The sequence below is a fragment of the Priestia filamentosa genome, from assembly GCF_900177535.1.
Taxonomy (GTDB): Bacteria; Bacillota; Bacilli; order Bacillales; family Bacillaceae_H; genus Bacillus_I; species Bacillus_I filamentosa.
Genome location: NZ_FXAJ01000001.1, coordinates 1369957 through 1389918, shown reverse-complemented (window position 1 = coordinate 1389918; position 19962 = coordinate 1369957). Strand labels below are relative to the sequence as shown.

The following is a 19962-nucleotide window of genomic DNA, read 5'->3' as shown; positions in this document are numbered from 1 at the left end:
AAAAACAGAACTCCCTGTTTTATGGAAGTTCTGTTTTTGTTTATTCGCTACTATGTAGATTTTCTGCGTCACAACGTAATTTATAAAAATCCTGAACTAATGTATTTTCTTCTGAAATGGATTCTTTCATTTTACGTAAAGTTCTTTTCCCTACACGGCGGTCCAAAATACACAATATTTTTATTAACATATCATTCGACTTTAAAGATACTTCAATTGGTGAATTAAAGTATTCTTCCAAAGCAGAAAAGAAATCATATTGTGCATAAATACCTTCCGTTTTTAATTGTTCTTGAGCTTGTTCCTGGATTGCTCGATTATTAAAAACATTATCATAACTAAAATCGTCTAATTGAATACGAATATCTCTTTCTCTATAATATTCTTCTCTTTCGGCAGTAACCGTACACATACTTAACATTTCTACTTTATCAACAGTTATGACAGCTCTACCTAACTGGTCATGTGCTTTTCGATAATTAATTACTTGAAAATCTACTCTTGAATGCAAAGATTCGCATACAAAACTCATTAAACGTTTCTTTGCTTTGCTCCATTTCGGATGATATAACAATAAACTTCCTCCCTTTCAACCTATTAAATGTTACCATTAAAAAATTTTTTCAATTAACCTGCATCATAAGTTGAATAAAAAACAAAATTTATAACGTGAACTTATATAACCTGAGTGTATAATATGTTTCCGTATTTTGTATTAGATTTACTTTAATAATCAAATCTTTTATAGTGATTACATTTCTCTGATGCTGAATATTTTCTAAAACTTGAAACCAAGTAAGATAATTGTCCGAATATTTGGTTGCAACTCCATTAAATCGCTGTGCCCACGCTTTAAGTCTGCGATGGTAATTATTGATATTCCAGATGTGATAAAGACTCTTTGTGCGAACCTTACCATCAGACTTGAACCGATAAATATTTATCCCTTTTTCAGTCGCATATGTTTTAAAGGCACGCCAAGAGTCGGTGCATAAAACATTTTACTTAGAAAATAAAGCTTTAAAAATATTACATTTGGAAGAAGAACACTCTTTTTTAAGTAAAAAACTAAAAGAAGAGAAAAAACGTTTAAAGACCCTACAAATTTTTGGAAGACTTATGTGAAAGAAATTCAGATGAAGAGTGAGGTTTATATCCAGATAGTCAAAAGACCAAACTTTAACCGTTTGGTCTTTAACTTTTTTAGCAATTCATAATTAATCATTATATATCTCTAACTCATCAAACTTTCAAAATTTATTTCGCCCTTTTATCCTAGGGAGTCTTCTCTCATTCCTTAATCTCTTTAATTAATTTATTATTTACTTTATTTAAATTTAGTATTATATCTTCTTTAGTACAATTCCCTTTTACTGAAGAAGCTATAATAACTTGAAATTGTTTAGGGTAATCCTTCTTAATATCGAATAGCTGTTCCAAAAAATGATTAAATGTATCAAAATCTAAATTTTGTTGCCTTGGTTCATCAAGTATTAGAATAAATGGGTGATTTATGGAATTTTTAAATTTTAGACTGGTCTTTAATAAAGCTAGGTAGTAGGACAAAATGATTCTAACTAATCCACTACTTGAAGTTATATTGTATAAATTGACTCCTTCAATTTTTGGATAATAATCGTCTAAATCTATTTCAATTTGTTCATAAATCCTCCTAATAACGGATAAGCTTTTTTTTCCTTTATCTTTAATTGATTCATCTAAATTATCTACTTTGACTGTATCAAACCCATCTTTCAAAAAATCTAATTTAAAAAGAATTTCTTTGAATGTCGTCTCGAAATATACAAGTTTTTTATTATCTAATTTTTCATTTGCTTTTGCATTCCTAATTTCTTTTCTTAACTCAGTGATACGACTACTAACTTTTTCTTTTATCTTTACTAACTCCTCGTATTTATTAAAAACTTCTTTATCTTTTTTCAATTCTTTTATAGCATTCTCCATCCGACCAATTTCTCTTGAAAAGTAATTATATTGTTCTAGGTTCTGTGGTTTTAATTGTTCCTCATAGCTATTCATTGTCGTTTTGAGCTCCTTGAGCTCTAACTGAGCTAAGAATAGCTTGCTTGATATTTCATTTTTTGCCTCTTTCTTTCTGGAGACCAATCTTTCAAAATCTCTCAGCTCATCCTGAAGATAATATAATGTGTTTGTGGTATCACTTGTCATTTGTAGTTCAGAACCACATAAATCACAGTTTCCCGAATATAATACTTCCTGTTTTTCTGGAGAAATATTGCTGAAACATCTTGGACATGTCTCAACTGGAAGAACTCCAATTAATTTCTTTGCTGTTTTTAATTTATCATGTTTTTCAATATCAGATTCAATTTTTGATATGTAATATTGGTATTGTGAAATTTCAGTTTCTAGTAAGTTAATGGATTCTTCGTGTCTTTTTGATATCTCAATGAGGTTTTTATACTTCATTCTAATCTGTTTTAAAACATTCTCTATGAGATTATTTCCTTTTTCCATTTCACGGATTTTATAATTCAGTTCTTTAATTTCCTCTGTTTTTTCTTCAATCTCCCTATCTATAGAAGCTAAATCATCATATTTTAACAGGTTAATAATTTCTTTTATATCTTTTAAAGAGTTCGACTTCTGTCGTAAAATAGCGTTGTAATAATCTAGAGAATGCCTATACTTGGCAGCATCAGCGTTAGACAGTTTCAATAAAAATTCAAATGCTGTTTTCTTTATATCTACAATATCATATTTAGGATTTGTGGCTTGAATATCTGTCCAAGATTCTTGAGGAATCACAAAAAGTGGTAATAAGTTTTCAATATAAAAAATCAACCGTTCCTCATTTTCTTCATCTTCCTCATTAATTTTTCTAATGGGCTCTATATTTAAGAAAGAAAATAAAAATTCTTGATATGTTGGATTGCCTTTCACATTTTTATCTTTTTTAATCTTATAGAAATCTACCTTTTCTGCTCTTTCATCCAAAGTTTTTCCTGTGTCAGACTCATGTAAAATAGTATTCTTGAAAATTATAACGGGTTGATTATTATTTACTGCGTCTCTCAAAACAACAACCCGTTCTCCACGACTTTCCAACTGTAGATAAATTTCAGCGTGTTCTAACGTCTCGTCCATAAACTTTTTTAATAACAGTTTATAATTAATAATCTCCCTTTGTTTCTTTCCGTATATCGCTTCTCCGTTCAAACCATAAATAATACTTTCAATTAAAGTTGACTTACCTAAAGTATTTTTACCAAATACCATATTAATTTCATTTATCCCTTTTTCACCGAAGAACCTAATATATCGACCATATTTTCTACCACTTTTAGCAACTATCCTTATTTTAACTGCTTCAATAAACACTTTTACTCACCTTCAATTCCTAACATTAGTGACGGAAAATTCTTTTTTATATAATTCTCTATGCGCTCATTTGTAGCTTTTTTAGTAAAAACAGAATTGATAATCTCCATCCTATTAACCCAATCAGTTTCTCTCTCTTTTATCTGTTCAGAAATTTCCGCCCCAAGTTCTGTCAAGGTTAGGCACATAGCCTTCTTACTTTTATTAAAATTAGAGAAATGAACCTTGATTATTTTTTTACTAACCATATAATTCAAAATAGCATCGTATCTAGGGTCCCAAGGTCCTCGAATATATTTAATCATTGGAGAAAGCGCTCTTTCTGTTTCATATTCCCTGAGTTTTAAATCTTCCATTAGCTGCTCTTTCTTTTGTTTTTCAATTATTCTTTTTAAGTAAAAAGGATAACGAATAAGAAAATCATAAAATGAAAATTTACCTCTTCCATAAATAGTGTAATTGCTGAAGAATGGTCTATTAATAAGACCACATACTCGAATCAAAAGTAATATTCTATAAGCATGAAAGTCATAATCGTCATCTGGTTCCACATAGCTTTTTTGGTCCTCTAGAGGGGCTACTTCCATTGTTACTTGATTTTTAATTAATATTTCGAAAAATTCTTCTGCTCGATTTTCTTTATTATCCATATATTCCTTACCTTTCTCTGTGCCATCTTAAAAAACATTTTGCCGCCATATGAAACATTTGCCCATAAACAATGTCGCTATCTACAGCAAACCTTTTTACTTTTACTCGCTCATTGAATTTTTCCAGTTCTAACTCTAACTGTTTTTTAAAAGACAAGTAAAAATCTGCAGAACTTATATTGCTATAAATCTTGAAGCCCATAACCGCATCATTGCAAATATCTTCAACTTTCTTTTCTAACTTTCTGATTTCCTCACGTTCTTTGTGAAGATTCTGATATTTTAAACGCTGTAAATACATTAAATATCTACACCTTAATTCAGTTGCAGTTTGAAGTAAATTTTTTCTAATTCCTTCGTCTATTCCCTCAATTTTATGAAACTTTCCTTCTAAGTTACTTTGATAATCGCCCTTTTCCTGTTTAATAAAATTTGCAATCTCCTCAGGTTCTGCCATTGGCAAATCGTAAAATTTATAATCATTATCACTTGATGAATTTTGCGTTAGTGTAGAACTTAAAGAGTAAATATCTTTTCTAAGCCTTTCTTCAGACTGTAAAATATTTTCGTTAACAGTCGTAAAACCTTGAGTAATTGTAATACCTAAGCCATCAAACTGTTGTAGTAAATGGACAGAAATTCCTGAACGTATAACATCATCTGTTTCCTCAAAGATTTTCTTTAATAACTTATTATCTAAGTACCTTTGTTCTTTTTTTTCTTTCACAGCTTTAAAATTAATTTCCGAAAGTAATCTACAAAAGTACAATTCTACTGCATTTTTGTCTTCTAGGATTTCTTCTAAAATCGTATATATTTGCTCTTTTAAAACGTTAATAGAATCAACAGCTTTAATATTCTCAAAAACCCACAATATACGATTTGCAAAATCTTGTACGACTTCTTCATTGTTTATTTTGGTTTCAAAATTGATTGAAAGACTTTGGAGAATTTTTAATTCTTTATCGAAAGTGAAAATTTCGGATTGCAAATCTTCAGCCTTTTTAGGATTACCTTTTAATCTTTCTTTTCGATTCATAATCTTTTTTTCAAGAGATTTTTCAAGTGAGCTTTTTTCTTGCTCAAATATTTCTCGTAAGATTTCTTGGGTCTTGGAAACACAAGCTGTTTTAACTTCTTCATTTGTGTGTAAAGCCCCTTGATAATTCATCCATTTTTCTAAAATTAAATCTTGATTAGAGATATGTGTATTTGTTTCAAAAACATACTCACCTTCATAGTCATCATATATTAAATATAGAAGAAAAAAGTTGTAAATTGACTTTTTTATTTCGCCACTATCTATATTGAAAGCTGAAGAGTAACATTTTAACTGCGTAAACTTTAAATTTTGTTCAATCAGATTTATTTCTTTGATGTCGTCTTCAACTTCACAAAATATAGTATTTTCTTTTTTATCCTTAAAATTATTCAACCAAAGCACCAAAGTTTTTAAGTATTGATACACAAACCCTCTGTTTGAACCTGGAGCATCTGTATCTTTTTTGAATATTATTAATTCACTTGTAGTCATTAAATTAACTCCCCCGAGAAATCCATGCCAAATATGTTACATTTTATCTAAAATATTACCATATAAAAGCATATTTTTCTTGCTTATTTATTAGGTTTAATAATAAATCTGTTTAATCTTTACTCTTTACTTACTTTAATAGAATGTTAAACTACCCAATCTTTATAAGGGGGCACAGGGATTAAAAGTAGAAGTTAACTAAATTATGAAAGGTAAAATTGTTAAACAATATGTAATAAACAGCAAAATATTGTGGTTGGAAGTATTTTTTTGAAGTAACCCAGTTAATTCTCGGCTCAAAACTATTAAGTTAAGAACATTCTTTTTAATAGGAGGTGACTTTTACAATGAAATAGAATTACAAGGGGTAGAAAGATGAATAATTAATTAAAGTGTTCAGAGTGGAAGTTAAAGTCTAACCCAAAATAGAAAGTAGAAAACTATGCTTAGAAGGTTTGATGCAGATAAGGTATTAAAATTAATGCGAAGAAATTAAAAATGTCTATATGTAAAGAAAATTATATAAAATAGGTTGAATTCTATAACTAGATTTAATTTATTTATATATCGTATACATTAATAGTGTACAAAAGGTTGTTAACTAAGCTCGTCAACAACGATGACCATTTTGCAATAGCCAAGTCCGTGTGGTGTTGTTAAAGCCTTCATACCAACAGCTTTAGCAAATCCTCCATAGCGACTTTTCGTAGAAATAATGGCAATAAGCCCGTGTGTATACATAGCATTTACAGCCACAATTTCTTCTGGGAATGCTTGTTTTAACTGTTGATAAAGCGGTACACACGTGTTAATTCCAATCATATAATCACATTCTGTCCATGGCATTCCTAGATAAAGATGTTCAAAAATTGGGTTTTTACGATGATAAACACGTTTAATTTGAATAATTGGCATGCTGCGCCCACCTGAATAGTGACCTGTAAATTCTCCAAAAGGGCCTTCGTATTCACGTTCTCCTGCTAAAATTTCACCTTCAAGCACAACTTCTGCTCCCCATGGGATATCAAGATTAGAGAGTTTTGCTTTTACAACTTTATATGGTTCTTGCTGAAGCGCTCCTGCCATCTCATATTCTGATTGATCATATAAAAGCGGTGTTGAAGCCGCTGTTGTAATAACAGGCTCACATCCTAATGCAATAGCTACTTTTAAATTCTCACCGCGCTCTTCCGCCTGTTTTAAATGAATAGCAATATCATGCTGTGGCACAGGCTGAATTCCTAAGCGATCTTTTCCTTTTACTTGCATGCGATAAATTCCAACATTTTGTTTTCCAAAATGTTCAGGATCTGTTACATCTCTTGAAATTACGCAGGCTTTATCAAGATAAAACCCTCCGTCTCCTTGGTTGATTCTAAAAAGAGGTAAAATATCAAAAAGATTAATATCTTCTGTTATCTCACATTCATGAAATGGCGCGCTTTCTTCACGTTGGACAGGAACAGGAGCCTCACTATATCGTTTAGCAAATTCAAAAAACTGCTCTTTAACAGGTGTGTTTTTAGGCATCCCTAGCATAAGTGCATGATTGGACCATGAGCCAATTACATTTAGGGCAATTTGAGCATTGTTATACCCATAAATATTGTTAAAAAGAAGGCCTGGCGTGTTATCTCCTAAGTTACTAATAGCTCGAGCAGCCGCCCCTAAATCAGGTTCTGGTTTCACTTCTTCATCAATTGTCAAAAGTTGATTTTCTTTTTGTAAAGTGTTTAGAAAATCTCGAAAATCTTTATAAGCCATCTTTTTTCCTCCTTGTTTCTCTTCTTGCCTTACCATATAAATCATTTTTTCTACATGTTTATGGTACATGAACTTTTTACATATTTGAAATATGTATTAAATATTTATAAAATACTCTTAAGGTATAAAGAGAGGAGAACACTTTATGGATATTCGCCAAATGATGTATTTTATTGCTATTGCTGAAGAAGGAACAATTACAAAAGCTGCAGAACGCCTACATATGGCACAGCCACCTTTAAGTCGACAAGTTCAAGGAATGGAAGAAGAGCTTGGTGTTATGCTGTTTGAGCGTAATAAAAAGAAGCGAATGACGCTCACGCCAGAGGGAGAGCTGTTCCTCAAGCGAGCGCGAGAAGTCGTGAATAAGATGGAAGATACAGTTGAAGAAGTAAAAGAATTTCAAAACAGCGGGGAAGGTAAGTTATCTGTTGGAGCAACGATTTATTCGGCTGCCCTTCTTGTAAAAAGCATTGTGTCTTATAAAGAAAAACATCCTAATTTTACATTTCAAGTTTGGGAAGATGAACCAACACGGTTAGAAGAACTTTTAGAAAGCAGAAAAATTGATGTAGTACTAACCACAACCCTCTTTTCAAATGAAAACGTCATTACAAAACAGCTTTCTGAAGATCCTTGCGTTGTTGTTGTACCGAAAAATCATCCAAGCACAGAGCCAGTAAGTATGGAAACTCTTGCTTCCCTTCCGCTTGTTTTGCTACGAACCAACTATGGAAAAGGAATTTATGACAGTATTTTAGTAGAATTTGAACGATTAAATTTACATCCAACGCTTTTTTGTGAATGTCACGACTCTGCCACCCTCTTAAATCTCGTTTCAGCAGGATTTGGGGCAACGATACTTCCTTGTTCAATGCTTTCCTTACATGGCTTAAACGATTTAAAAACACTCTCAATTGAAAACAATCCTTTTATTCTTAAAACATCACTTATTTACCGAAAAGGATATGTATCAAAAGCTGCACAGGAATTTATACAGGCGTTTGAAGAGTTTCAAGATGGGTAATCTTGAAACTTTTCGTTTCTTTCTTCGTATAAAAAAGAAGAAAGAAAAAAGGAAGTGATATAGATGACAACACTGGAAGAAAAAGTGGAACGTTTTGAAAAAATGTATTTTCACTTAAAGAATGAATTAAAATGGCAAGCTGTTGATAAAAACTATTTAATGATTCTCTCTTCTATATATGGAGAAAGCAATAAAAAAGAAGCGCAAGTTTCGCTTCTTTCGCTCGGAAAAATATTAAAAAAGCAAGTTGGATTTTTTTCACCCCTTAACTCTAGCTACTCTTTTATGATTGCTGCACTTCTTGATGCTCAATATAACAACCCAGAAGCTAAATTTCAGGAGCTTAACACAATTTATAACAAGCTAGTGGATTCAGGCTTTAAAAAAGATGTATTCACATACCTGTGCGCTCTTATTGTTCTTAATGAAGAAACGCCAACGTTTTCGGTTGAAGACTATGCTGACCGGGCCCTTTCTCTTTACACTTTAATGAAAGAAGCTCATCCGTTTATAACGTCTAAAAGCGACTATCCGCTTGCAATGCTGCTTTCAAGAGAAAATGGCGCTCCTATTGAAATTATCGACCGTGTTGAAAACGTGTATGAAATGTGGGCAAGTAAAGGATGCCGAAAAGGAAACGATTTGCAGTTTTTGAGCCATATTCTCTCGCTTCAGGATACGCAACCGCTTGAAGACCTTTATGAAACGTATGCTAGAATTGAAAACTACTTTTCTAAAAATGGCATGAAAATAAAACCTGCTTACTATACTCAATTTGCAATCCTTTCTTTATTAGAAGCTGACGAAAGAAAGCTTGCTCAAATTCATGATATTGCTGCTTATTTCAATAAACATAAAGCTTTCAAATGGAAGCAGCAAACAAATTTTGCAACAGCTGTTAACAGTGTGATGAACTATAGTATGGAACATGAAGACATTTTAAAAACAAGCCTCTACACAACGCTAGATATGGTTATTCAAGCTCAGCAGGCAGCAATGGTAGCTGTGATAGCAAGCGCTGCAGCAAATGCTTCCTCTAGTGATGGCGGCGGTGGAAACTAATCTTTTTGAATGACGTCTATAAAGTGTTTTAACATTCGTCCTGTTAATCCCCATATTACATCGCTATTGTATTCATAAAAATATTCAGGAAGTGGACGCTGACGAAAATTATAATTCTCTCCTCCTGGAATTAAATGATATGGAAAATCAGCAGCAGGTTTCACTTCATAATTCATCTCAAATTCCTTCGGCGGATTATGGAGGAGATAAGAAAGAGGCACCGTAAATACGCGCTCTACCTCTTCTTGATTTGGAAGAATCTCAGCTTCATCAATAAAGCCTACATACGGATAAATAATCATCCCAAAAGGAGATACAAAATAATCGAGAGGCTGTACGTTTGTAATTTTATTAGAGGAAATGCCAAGTTCCTCTGCCGTTTCCCTTATAGCTGCCTCTTGCTCATTTTTATCTCCTTCTTCAATTCTTCCTCCTGGAAAACAAACTTCCCCAGGCTGTCTTCGCATTGTTGAAGCTCGCACTTCAAAGAGAAGATGAAGTTCATCTTGTTTTTGAACTATAGGAATTAAAATAGCATATTTTAAAAAATGTTCGCTTCCTAAAATAGCAGGACGGCGATGCTCTAACTTTTGCTGTAGTTTTTCTAAGTCCATATAATTCTTCCTTTCTCTCTACTTTTCCTTATCGTACCATACTGTTTTTCCTTTTGCATCGATTATAAACAGCTTAAATTGGGTATGTATCCCATAAGGAGGTTGATAGCAGTGATTATGATTTTATATGCAAGCATTGCTTTACTCGTTGTAGCCATTATTTATCTTGGCTATACAGCTATAAAAGCAATGAAAAACATTAAGCCAAAAGTAAAAGAATTAAATGCTACAGCGGAGCGGGTAAATGAACGTATGAATGGTATAAAAACAGAAACGGCTGTATTGAATGACACGAAAGATAAGATTTCAGAGGACATTCAGTATAAAAAAGAATCCGTCAACAAAGTAATAGGCGGTGCCAAAAAAACCCCAACTTTATTAAAGAGAGTATGGGAAAACGGAAAAGCATAGTAAAAAAGCGAGGAATCCCTCGCTTTTTTTATTGTTTAACAACTCTTTTAGGATGTTTCACAATTGCTTCTGTTTGAATATTTCGCTTATGAAAAAGAGCGTTAATCTCTCCTCCAATAACAAGAATGAGTCCTGTTAAGTAGAGCCAAATCATAAGGACAATTACGCCTCCTAAGCTTCCATAAGTAGCGGAGTAATTGCCAAAATTACTAACGTAAAAAGAAAACCCAAATGAGATTACTTGCCAAAGCACTGTTGCAATAGCAGCTCCTGGAATAACGTGTTTAAAAGCAAAACTTTTATTCGGCGCAAAACGATAAAGACCTGAAAGGACGATAGAAATGACAACAACTGCTACAACCCATCTTAAAATAGTAAATAAAATTTCAAATCCAGAGGATATAGGAACAAAGCTTTTAATCCAATCAATAATTACATTTCCAAATATAGGGAGAGCTAATGAAATAATAAAAGCTACAAGAAGGCCTATTGTTAACACAATAGCGAGCAAGCGTACTTTTATAAATGAGCGATTATCTTCCACATCGTATGCGATATTCATCGCGTGAATAAACGCTTGAATCCCATTTGATGCAGACCAAAGTGTTCCCAGAATTCCGACTGTTAACAATCCACCATTTGGAGTTGTTACAAGGTCGATCACATTTTCTTCTAGTAAATTAGCTGTTTGTGATGGAAGAATACTTTTAATAAATGAAACTGCTGTTTGAGGCTCAATTGATAGATATGGAATGATAGATAGCAAAAGGATGAGAACAGGAAAAATGGATAGCATATAGTAATAAGCTTGCTCTGCTGCTAATCCTGTTGCTCGATCTTTTTGCATCTCTTCTCCCAAATTTTTTAAAAACCCTTTTGCCGAAGACATACACTTTCTCCTTTCTATCTTTTTTGTGTTGTCTTATATCTATTGCATACCCGACTTTCTGACTTTTCAATACTGTTTTCAATAGAAAAAAGCCAGTAGAGATCTACTGACTTCTTTCTATTCATACTTTACTACGCTTGATCTCTTTTTCAAATCGTTTGAAAAAATCTTTCACAATGAACCCTGCTACTTTCTTTAGAACAGGCTTTCCCGCTTTTGTTACTTTCCCATGAATTTCTGCTTCATATGTATAGGAAAGCACTGTTGTATGACCCTTTTCATCAAGATGAATATGATTCAGCATCTTAATTTCGCCTGGTCCCCCTTTTCCACTCATCTTCATATTATATTGCTCTGGCTCTTTTAAATCCGTTAGCTTAATGGTTATATCGTAATCCCCTTTTACCGGCAGAAAACCAAGCGAAATGTTTGCTTTATATATTCCCTCTTCTACCTTTTCGAAGCGTTTACATCCAACCATACATTCTTTCAATACGCCGGGATCCAAAAGCATCTTAAAAGCACGTTCTCGTGTTGTATGAAGATCAATTGTTCCTTCTCCTTTCAAACGTATCTTCTCCCTTCAAAGGCTTTTTTCTACTCTATGCAAGAAAACAAGCTTTTTATGAAGAAGACACTCAATTTTCAAACATTTTATAAACATCCTCTGCTCCGTGACGTGCCTCTTCTATCATATTTACGATAAGTTCTTGAACAGATGGGACTGAATCAATGAGCCCGACTACTTGGCCTGCCCAGCCAAATCCTTTATCTTCTTCTCCTTCATAAATATATTTTTTATTCGCCTCTCCACTTACTGATTCTTTTAAATCTTCATATGTTGCTCCTTCTCTTTCACGCTGGATAATATGATTTGTATAGACGGATTTTAAAACACGTCCAGGAGCTCCCCACGTTTTTTTAATGATAACTGTATCTTGTTCACTACTAGCAAGAAGCGCTTTTTTGTACGTTTGATGCGCATGTACACACTCTTTTGTTGCGATGAAGCGCGTACCCATCTCAATTCCGTCAGCGCCTAGGGCTAATGCAGCAAGCAAACCTCTGCCTGTACCAATTCCTCCACTCGCCAAAACTGGGATGGATACAGACTGAACAACACGCGGAATCAGAACCACCGTGCCTACTTCATCTCTTCCTAAATGACCTCCACCTTCGTTTCCAACGGCCATCACAGCATCCGCTCCAAGACTTTCCGCTTTTTGTGCTTGTCTTACGTTTGCAACAAGCACAAGTTTTTTCACTTTTTCTCCTTGTAAGCGTTCAAAAATCGGCTTAGGATTTGCTCCTGTAACAGAGATAACAGGAACTTCTTCTTCTATAACAACCTCTAGCAATTCTTCATAAGAAGTGGCATGCTGACCAATTGCAAAATTTACGCCATATGGATTTTGGGTTAACTCTTTTGTTTTTCGAATTTCTTTCCTAAGTTTTTCACCTTCTCCTAACGTCATCGCTGTAATTTGCCCAAGTCCGCCTGCATTAGAAACAGCGGAAGCAAGCTCTGCATACGCTAAATGAGCAAGCCCTCCTTGAACGATTGGATATTGAATATTTAATAACTTTGTTACACGCGTTTTCATTGCTTTATTCCCCCTAAAGCATTATTTATCCCTTTTATTCGTCTTCTTCAAGGTAAATCCTGTTTATACATATAAAAAAGCTTGAAGTGTGGCTGCACTTCAAGCTTTTTTATATTATGGACGATGAAAGTTGACAGTTTTCCCATCATCTCCTGTTCGTTCAAACCAACCTCTCATTGCCCAGTTAATATAACCTCCATCACCTTCATTAATGAAGGTTCCTTGTTCAAATACCCAAATTCCATATGTTACTCCATCATAGTCTGTTGTATCAAAATATTGTACACCTTGAAGTCCATCTGAGTTGTATCCTTGACTTAAATTCATCACAACAACGTTATATTGCTGTCCTGATTCAAAGAACGCTTTCTCCATTGCTCCTTTTACAAAACCACTTCTGTTATCAGCCGAAACTTTTGCATCTTCAATAGCTTGTCCAATTGCAACAGGATCGATTGTAACACTTCCTCCTACTTCAGGCGTCGCAGCAGACGCTGTGTTACCTCCAAAAGGTAGAGCTAATGGTGCGGCTAATAGAGTGACGCTTAAGGCAGATCCTGCTAAAACTCTTTTTGCTTTCTTCATCTGTTCTCCTCCTTATTTTTGGTAATACATAGGAGCTGTACCCGATAAATAGAAAAACAAACAAAATATTCTAATTATTTTTATAATTTAATCAATTTTTTAATTATAATTACTTTTTATCCCCTTTGATAACAAGATTCAGAGCTTTTTTATTCAGGGACTTTACAAATATTTAAATAATGTTAACTCGGTCTTTTAGAACATAGTTTTATAAAACAAAATAAAAAGCTATCTTTGAAGCAAAGATAGCTTTTTTATTTAAACACCTAATTTCACAAATACTTTTCCATCCTTAATTTCAAAGTCTTTTATATTTCCGACTGGCACATAGCGAATCTTGCTTATTTCGTTAAGATTAATCGTTAATAAATTTTGACTATAGTGAGATAGAGGTTCATTATGAAATATTTTCCTCTTGAACCAACTGCTGTTTAACGGCTTTACATAAAGAACTTGAAACGTAAGCGAACGGTTGCTGGCTTTGAAAGGGGAAAGTCTTATTTCAAAAGGAATGGAGATGCCGAGTTTTTTGACTTTACCACTAAAAGCAATTCCTTCTTCTAAAAACGATAAGTGTGGTTCAACAATGGGGATATTTCCTTTTTTCTCCAAGCACCATAGAAGGACTTCAGGAGTGATTGGAACCCACACCCCACTCTTTTTCAAGTATTCTTTTGTTTTTGACATATAGTTTTTCTCTTTTTGTTCTTTTAACATGCTAACCCATTTCTCGCTTACATTTAAAACAATCTTTTTCATGAGGTTCACCTCGCTCAATTGATAAAAAAGCTCCCCATTTATAATATGCGGAAGAAAAGAAGGTGTGCCCGTTTTTCATTAGAAAGGGAGATGATGAGTTAGCATAAAAAAAGCATCCAGCCGGATGCTTTTTCTTACTTTCCTACTTCTTGTTGACGTAACTCTACGCGACGAATTTTACCTGAATTCGTTTTTGGCAAATCGTCTACAAATTGAATACGACGTGGGTATTTGTATGGTGCTGTTAGACTTTTAACATGGTTCTGAAGCTCTTTTGTGAGCTCCTCTTCATTGTCTACGCTTGTTCTTGGCACAATAAACGCTTTTACTACATTTCCTCGGATTTCGTCAGGGCTGGCTACAACCGCACATTCTTTTACAGCAGGGTGTTTCATAAGTGCATCTTCTACCTCAAACGGTCCTATTGTATAACCTGAGCTAATGATAATATCATCGCTTCTTCCCTCAAACCAATAATAGTTTTCTTCATCTTTTGATGCACGATCTCCTGTTAAGAAGTAGTCTCCTTTATAGGCAGATGCCGTTCTTTCAGGATCTTTGTAGTATGTTTTAAAAAGCGAGGGAAGATCTTTGTGAACCGCAATATTGCCGACTTCTCCTAGTTTGCACGCCTCACCGGTATCATCTACGATCTCAATGAACTGAGGAATCATCGGTTTTCCCATTGACCCTGCTTTATGCGGAACTCCTTTTAATGTACCAATCAAAAGCGTACTTTCCGTTTGACCATATCCATCACGAACTTGAAGATTAAAATACTTTTTAAATGTATTAATAACTTCTTCATTTAACGCTTCTCCTGCTGAAACAGCGCTATGTAAAGAAGATAAATTATAGGATTCTAATTCATCAATTTTAGCCATCAGGCGATACTCAGTTGGTGTACAACAAAGCACATTGATTTTCTCATCTTGTAAAAGCTGCAAATATTGCTTAGGCTCAAATCGTCCATGATAAACAAATCCTGTTGCTCCTCTTCCAAGTACAGATAAAAACGGACTCCATACCCATTTTTGCCACCCAGGACCTGCAGTTGCCCATACTACATCTTTTTCACTAATATCTAGCCACTCACCGCCTGCAATGCGTAAATGTGCATATGCCCAGCCGTGACTGTGAACAACACCTTTTGGCTGTCCAGTTGTGCCAGATGTGTATGAAAGAAAAGCAATATCATTTTTTGAGGTTTGTACAGCATCAAATGAGCTTGACATCCCTTTTGTAAGCGCTACCATATCTGTCCACTCACCATATTCTCCACCAATTACAAGCTTATGTTCTAAAGTTTCTACATCTTCTACCATATCAATTTCTTTACAATATGGCTTATATGCAATAATGGCTTTCGCTTCTGCGTGTTTTATTCGGTACTGTAAATCTTTAGCACGAAGCATTTCAGACGACGGGATAATAACAAGACCTGATTTTAAACAAGCAAAATATGTGACATATGCTTCCACAAGACGGGGCACCATCACTAATACACGATCTCCTTTTTGTAAACCCAGTTTTTTAAACGAGTTTGCTAGCTTGTTTCCTCGCTCAATAAGTTCATTATATGATACTTCTTCACGATGGCCTTCATCGTCTCTCCATTTTAATGCCGTTCTTTCTGAAGCGTACTTTTCCATTTCTTCTGTTAAGTTATACTGTTCCGCTGGAATAAGTTCTTCTAATTTCAACATTTCTCTTCCTCCTTCATCCACGTTCTCTTGGATTCAGTTCTCATTTTCATTTAATGTAACTTTATTATATAACTAAACATTAATACCTGCTACTAATTTTTTGCCATACAATGAGTAATTGTATCATAAAAATTCAAAATAAGCCCAAATTAAGCTTTCGCATCTTTTAGTTCTTAAGTTCTATGCATTCTTGTTATGCTAAAAAGCCTATGGAAAATTCCATAGACTCCTTTATTTCCGACCAAAATCCGCTTTAATTTCGCCCCACTTTTTAGTTTCCCATTTCATGATTGGATTTTCATAAGAGTGGTGATTCAGCCATTCAATGCTCTTGTCAATACGATCCCATATATGCTGTGTTTCTTCACTTCGTGGCAAGTTCGTATTCACTTTCTTATTTCTAACCCAGGCAAGAGCTGTAATAGAGTCTGTATAAATTGGCGTACTTTTTCCTTCCTTTTGAAAAAGCGAGAGCGCATGAACAATAGCTAAAAACTCTCCAATATTGTTTGTTCCATTTTTAACAGGTCCATAATGGAAGATTCTCTCCTCCGTTTTTGTATCTACTCCTTGATACTCCATAACCCCAGGGTTTCCACTACAAGCAGCATCAACACATATGCTTTCTTCTATATAAGAAGATGAGGTAGATTTAGATGCACGTTTAGGTGCATTTTTTGCAGGTAATCCTCCTCCAGCTTTAAACGCAGACTCGGCTTCCTCTATCGTTGGAAATGATTTATACCTTGCTCCTTGAAAGCCATGAACTTGTGCTTTACATTCGTCCCACGTTGTATAGATGCCTTTCTTTCTTCCCGCCCAAACAACGTAATACTTTTTCTTTGCCATTTCGTGTATTCTCCTTTAGATAACATTCTTTCTCTACTATAACAAAAGAAGAAATGAAAAAGAACTATACTATTTCTTGCAAAGAAAGAGAATATGACAAATTTTTCACCATTCATTCGACAAAGTAATAAAATTGTAATCTATTTTTGGATGTTTTTGTTTTTAAAATCTTTGAAACTCTTTATAATAGAAATAGAGAGAGAAAAGTTTAAAGGTGGAAAAGGGAATGAAGAAAAAAGGCTGTTTAGGTTGCTTAGGGTTTCTCTTAAGCTTCGGCATTATTTTTTTAATTGCGCTTGTTTTTCTAGTAACGCGCGATGGCGGTACAGATAAATTAATGTCAAAACTTGTTGAAAAGCGACTAACGGAATATCAGCCTCTTGTTGAAAGTGAACTAGAAAAGTACGGTTTAAAAGACTACACACCTCTTCTACTCGGAATTATGTATCAGGAGTCGAATGGGCGTGGGAATGACCCAATGCAGTCTTCAGAGTCAAACGGTCTTTCTCGCAACGAAATTAAAGAACCCGAACAAAGCATTGAACAAGGGGTTGCCCATTTTTATGACATGTACAGCTATGCACAGAAAAAAGGCGTTGATTTGGACACAGTTATTCAAAGCTACAATATGGGACCAGGATATATTGACTATGTAGCATTAAACGGGCAAAAACACACAGAAGAGCTTGCTAAAGAGTTCTCTAAAATTCAAGTAGAAAAAAATCCTGACGTGTATAAATGCGGAGGCGACAAAAACAACTTTCGCTATCCTTACTGCTATGGAGACTACACGTATTCTGAAAAAGTAAATGAACGAACTTTAACAGTAAAAGAATGGATTGGGAATTCTGCAACAGCAGATGCTAATCAAAGCTAAAAAGGTGACATCCTAAGATGCCACCTTTTTTTATTTTTTGTAGTGTTCGCCAAGTTCGATAATGAGAGCGCCCATTCTTTCTTTTTCAGGTACAACAATATTACGAATTCCCTCTTCTCGACAGGCTTCAGCGGTAATTTTCCCAACTGCTCCAGCAACTATCTCTTTGCCAAAACACTCTCTTAACCTATCATTCATTCCTATTTCTTTTGCAACATCAAAAAGAGCACGAACTTGGATTGCTGTTGTAAAACATATTGCATCAATTTTACCTTCGATAATCTCTCTACAAAGCATTTCAACAACGCTTTTCTCAGGTGCTGTATGTTCATATGGAAGAAGTTCGAGGACAGTAGCTCCCTGTGATTCCAGTGACTGGATAAGGCGAGGCGCTTTTTCGCCGTGAAGCTGTACAACTACTTTTTCCCCCTTAAAGCTATATCCTTCTAGAGCACGAATAAGCCCTGCAGTTGTGCCATCTTCATCAACAGCATTTACTTTAATATGTAATTTTTTTAACGCTGAAAATGTTTTATACCCTCTTGTTCCAACCTTTGCTTCTTTCACTCTATTTAGAAACTCTTCTTTCATTCCTAATTTCTCCGCCATTCCAACAAGCGTTTCCGTTCCCATACCCGTTGTGAAAAGAAACCAATCTGCTCCTTCTTCTATAACGGTACGCAGTGGCTTTTCTATACTTTCTTCTGCTAAAAAAACGGTACCTTGAAGAGATCGAACAAGAGGAATCCCTCCTTGTTTTTCAATAATAGTGCTCATTTCTTCTGTTTTTCTAGATCCTGTGATTACAATTTTCTTCCCTTCTAATCCTTTTCCCATCATATCCCTCTCTTCTCTTTTTTTCTATCTTATCACAGAAAACAACACAAAAAACCTGCATAAAGCAGGTTTATGCAGGCGTCTTTTCTTTTTTAGCTGGTAAGTTAGGCATAACTTTATTATAGCGATAGTTTACAAGAGCTGCAGCAAAAATACCTACAACAGAAAGGCAAGCATCAAATATAAAGATAATGGAGATATGGCCAGTTTGCGACATTTTGCCTGTTGCAAGAGGTAAAAGAATAGATGCTAAGCCCGCAGCTGTTGCAACAATACCTGTAACAGTTCCTTTGTTCTTATAGAAAAACTGCGTCATTACTGTAATTGTGAGCTGAAAAACACCAGCAGTTGAGAAACCTAAAAAGAAAGAAGCTATGATAACGACAGGAACAATATGCACAGTTAAAAGAGTGACAACCGCTGCTAACGTAATAAGTGGATAAACTAGTAAAACACGAACAGGTTTTACTATATTTTTTAAAAGAAAAGCAAGAATAAGGACTGAAATGAGAGCTCCGATGCTATAGTAACTTAGAAGTTTAACAGATGCTGTATCTTGCATTCCAAGCACATCTTGTCCAAAAGTTGGCAACCAAATTTGAGCAACTGTGAAAAGAGCTGTTGATGTAAACCCAATCACCACAAGAGCTGCTCCCTCTTTCCACATATTCGGTTCTTCTTTAAACACTTCTTCTCCGTTAGAACTCCTCTTCCCTTCCACAACCATTTTATGATGATTTGGAAACGGAACAAAAAATAAAAAGAGCATATTAACGAAATAAATGAGAGCTGGAATGAAAAATACGTATCCGTAAAAAAGATCTCGATTAGCAAAAAAAGCAATCATATATGGAAGAAGAGCTGCTCCAATTGAAATAAAGGCTTTTACAAGAACGCTTGCTGAACCAGGAGATTTTGGAAATACTTCAATAAGAGCAGGATACGTCCCTGCATCCATAGCAGAATTTGCAATCCCTGCTAAAATAGCAAATATAAAAGCTATTTGATATGTAGGCGAAAGTGGAATCGCAACTAAAAAGACAGCCATTAATAAGCTCGATGTAATAATAAGCGGTTTTCTTCCAAATTTATCAGATAAAATACCTGATATCCAATAAGATAAAAGCTTTCCTATTCCAATAGCTGAGATAATATAACTAATTCCTGCGCCATCTGTATTAAGCTGACGCGTTAGAAAAGTCATATTGGAAGCTAACATAATGTTAACCATTCCAAGTAAAAAGTAGTTCACATACATTCCAAAAGCTGCATTCATATAACTGTTTTTCATAGTACACTCCCCTACATTAATAAATGTACAAAAAATAAGCCTCCTTTGTAAAATTAATTTCTATTATTCTAAAAACAACGCACATTTTAAAGCTGTAACGTATAGAATAAGTATGGGTGAAGATAGTTTGAAGAATGATT

18 protein-coding genes and 2 pseudogenes are annotated in these 19962 nt (G+C 34.4%); 4 read left to right on the top strand and 16 right to left on the bottom strand.

The genetic code is table 11. The features are described 5' to 3' along the window. Nucleotides 1-40: 40 nt before the first annotated feature. The 6 genes and pseudogenes from B9N79_RS07090 to B9N79_RS07065 all read right to left on the bottom strand — a co-directional run. The gene (locus tag B9N79_RS07090) at nt 41-574 is read right to left on the bottom strand and encodes an SF0329 family protein (protein WP_085118046.1); all 534 of its coding nucleotides are present in this window, start codon (nt 572-574) and stop codon (nt 41-43) included. Nucleotides 575-662: 88 nt separating this feature from the next. Continuing rightward, nucleotides 663-1001: pseudogene (locus B9N79_RS07085) on the bottom strand (IS1595 family transposase); the annotation flags it as partial. Between the two features lie 289 nt (nt 1002-1290). Continuing rightward, complete coding sequence (locus tag B9N79_RS26470; RefSeq protein WP_240516654.1) at nt 1291-3363, bottom strand: coiled-coil domain-containing protein; 2073 nt, start codon at nt 3361-3363, stop codon at nt 1291-1293. A gap of 2 nt (nt 3364-3365) precedes the next feature. After that, complete coding sequence (locus B9N79_RS07075) at nt 3366-4013, bottom strand: ABC-three component system middle component 4 (RefSeq protein ID WP_085118043.1); 648 nt, start codon at nt 4011-4013, stop codon at nt 3366-3368. A gap of 7 nt (nt 4014-4020) precedes the next feature. Then, on the bottom strand, nt 4021-5547 hold the full coding sequence (locus B9N79_RS07070) for a hypothetical protein (RefSeq protein WP_085118041.1): 1527 nt from the start codon (nt 5545-5547) through the stop codon (nt 4021-4023). A 606-nt stretch (nt 5548-6153) separates the two neighbouring features. Then, nucleotides 6154-7311, bottom strand: a pseudogene (locus B9N79_RS07065) (non-oxidative hydroxyarylic acid decarboxylases subunit C); the annotation flags it as partial. A gap of 145 nt (nt 7312-7456) precedes the next feature. Between B9N79_RS07065 and B9N79_RS07060 the strand changes: the two are divergent. Both B9N79_RS07060 and B9N79_RS07055 read left to right on the top strand, forming a co-directional pair. Beyond that, nucleotides 7457-8338 (top strand): LysR family transcriptional regulator, encoded by an 882-nt coding sequence (locus B9N79_RS07060; protein ID WP_019392683.1) that lies wholly within the window; start codon nt 7457-7459, stop codon nt 8336-8338. 63 nt (nt 8339-8401) lie between these two features. Further along, nucleotides 8402-9400, top strand: a complete 999-nt coding sequence (locus B9N79_RS07055) for a DUF4003 family protein (RefSeq protein WP_085118039.1) — start codon at nt 8402-8404, stop codon at nt 9398-9400. Here the strand turns inward: B9N79_RS07055 and B9N79_RS07050 are convergent. Next, nucleotides 9397-10014 (bottom strand): NUDIX hydrolase, encoded by a 618-nt coding sequence (locus tag B9N79_RS07050; RefSeq protein ID WP_040061044.1) that lies wholly within the window; start codon nt 10012-10014, stop codon nt 9397-9399. The genes B9N79_RS07055 and B9N79_RS07050 overlap by 4 nt on opposite strands. Before the next feature lie 117 nt (nt 10015-10131). Here B9N79_RS07050 and B9N79_RS07045 point away from each other — a divergent pair, with 117 nt between their 5' ends. Beyond that, on the top strand, nt 10132-10425 hold the full coding sequence (locus tag B9N79_RS07045) for a DUF948 domain-containing protein (protein WP_231573202.1): 294 nt from the start codon (nt 10132-10134) through the stop codon (nt 10423-10425). 28 nt (nt 10426-10453) lie between these two features. On the opposite strand, the gene B9N79_RS07040 is transcribed toward B9N79_RS07045, so the two are convergent. From B9N79_RS07040 to B9N79_RS07010, 7 genes are all read right to left on the bottom strand, one after another. Next, the gene (locus tag B9N79_RS07040; RefSeq protein ID WP_019392679.1) at nt 10454-11314 is read right to left on the bottom strand and encodes a YihY/virulence factor BrkB family protein; all 861 of its coding nucleotides are present in this window, start codon (nt 11312-11314) and stop codon (nt 10454-10456) included. A gap of 121 nt (nt 11315-11435) precedes the next feature. After that, entirely contained in the window at nt 11436-11882 is a 447-nt protein-coding gene (locus tag B9N79_RS07035; protein ID WP_040061041.1) for an SRPBCC family protein, read from the bottom strand. A 70-nt stretch (nt 11883-11952) separates the two neighbouring features. Continuing rightward, complete coding sequence (locus B9N79_RS07030) at nt 11953-12918, bottom strand: NAD(P)H-dependent flavin oxidoreductase (protein ID WP_046217614.1); 966 nt, start codon at nt 12916-12918, stop codon at nt 11953-11955. A gap of 114 nt (nt 12919-13032) precedes the next feature. After that, a complete protein-coding gene (locus B9N79_RS07025) occupies nt 13033-13503 on the bottom strand; it encodes a hypothetical protein (RefSeq protein WP_019392676.1) in 471 nt (156 codons plus the stop codon). A gap of 258 nt (nt 13504-13761) precedes the next feature. Further along, nucleotides 13762-14262, bottom strand: coding sequence for a hypothetical protein (locus tag B9N79_RS07020; protein ID WP_040061036.1), 501 nt, complete (start codon nt 14260-14262; stop codon nt 13762-13764). A 134-nt stretch (nt 14263-14396) separates the two neighbouring features. Next, nucleotides 14397-15968 carry an acyl-CoA synthetase MbcS gene (gene mbcS, locus B9N79_RS07015; protein WP_193399792.1) on the bottom strand — a complete coding sequence of 524 codons (1572 nt, stop codon included), beginning with the start codon at nt 15966-15968 and terminating at the stop codon, nt 14397-14399. Between the two features lie 231 nt (nt 15969-16199). After that, nucleotides 16200-16817 (bottom strand): ribonuclease H1 domain-containing protein, encoded by a 618-nt coding sequence (locus B9N79_RS07010; protein ID WP_040061034.1) that lies wholly within the window; start codon nt 16815-16817, stop codon nt 16200-16202. A gap of 226 nt (nt 16818-17043) precedes the next feature. Here B9N79_RS07010 and B9N79_RS07005 point away from each other — a divergent pair, with 226 nt between their 5' ends. Beyond that, the gene (locus tag B9N79_RS07005; RefSeq protein WP_019392672.1) at nt 17044-17694 is read left to right on the top strand and encodes a lysozyme family protein; all 651 of its coding nucleotides are present in this window, start codon (nt 17044-17046) and stop codon (nt 17692-17694) included. Nucleotides 17695-17724: 30 nt separating this feature from the next. Here the strand turns inward: B9N79_RS07005 and B9N79_RS07000 are convergent, their stop codons facing one another. Both B9N79_RS07000 and B9N79_RS06995 read right to left on the bottom strand, forming a co-directional pair. Further along, nucleotides 17725-18531, bottom strand: coding sequence for a uroporphyrinogen-III synthase (locus tag B9N79_RS07000; RefSeq protein WP_040061032.1), 807 nt, complete (start codon nt 18529-18531; stop codon nt 17725-17727). Nucleotides 18532-18601: 70 nt separating this feature from the next. Next, nucleotides 18602-19822: an MFS transporter gene (locus B9N79_RS06995; RefSeq protein ID WP_040061030.1), complete on the bottom strand. Its 1221-nt coding sequence runs from the start codon at nt 19820-19822 to the stop codon at nt 18602-18604. Nucleotides 19823-19962 lie beyond the last annotated feature (140 nt).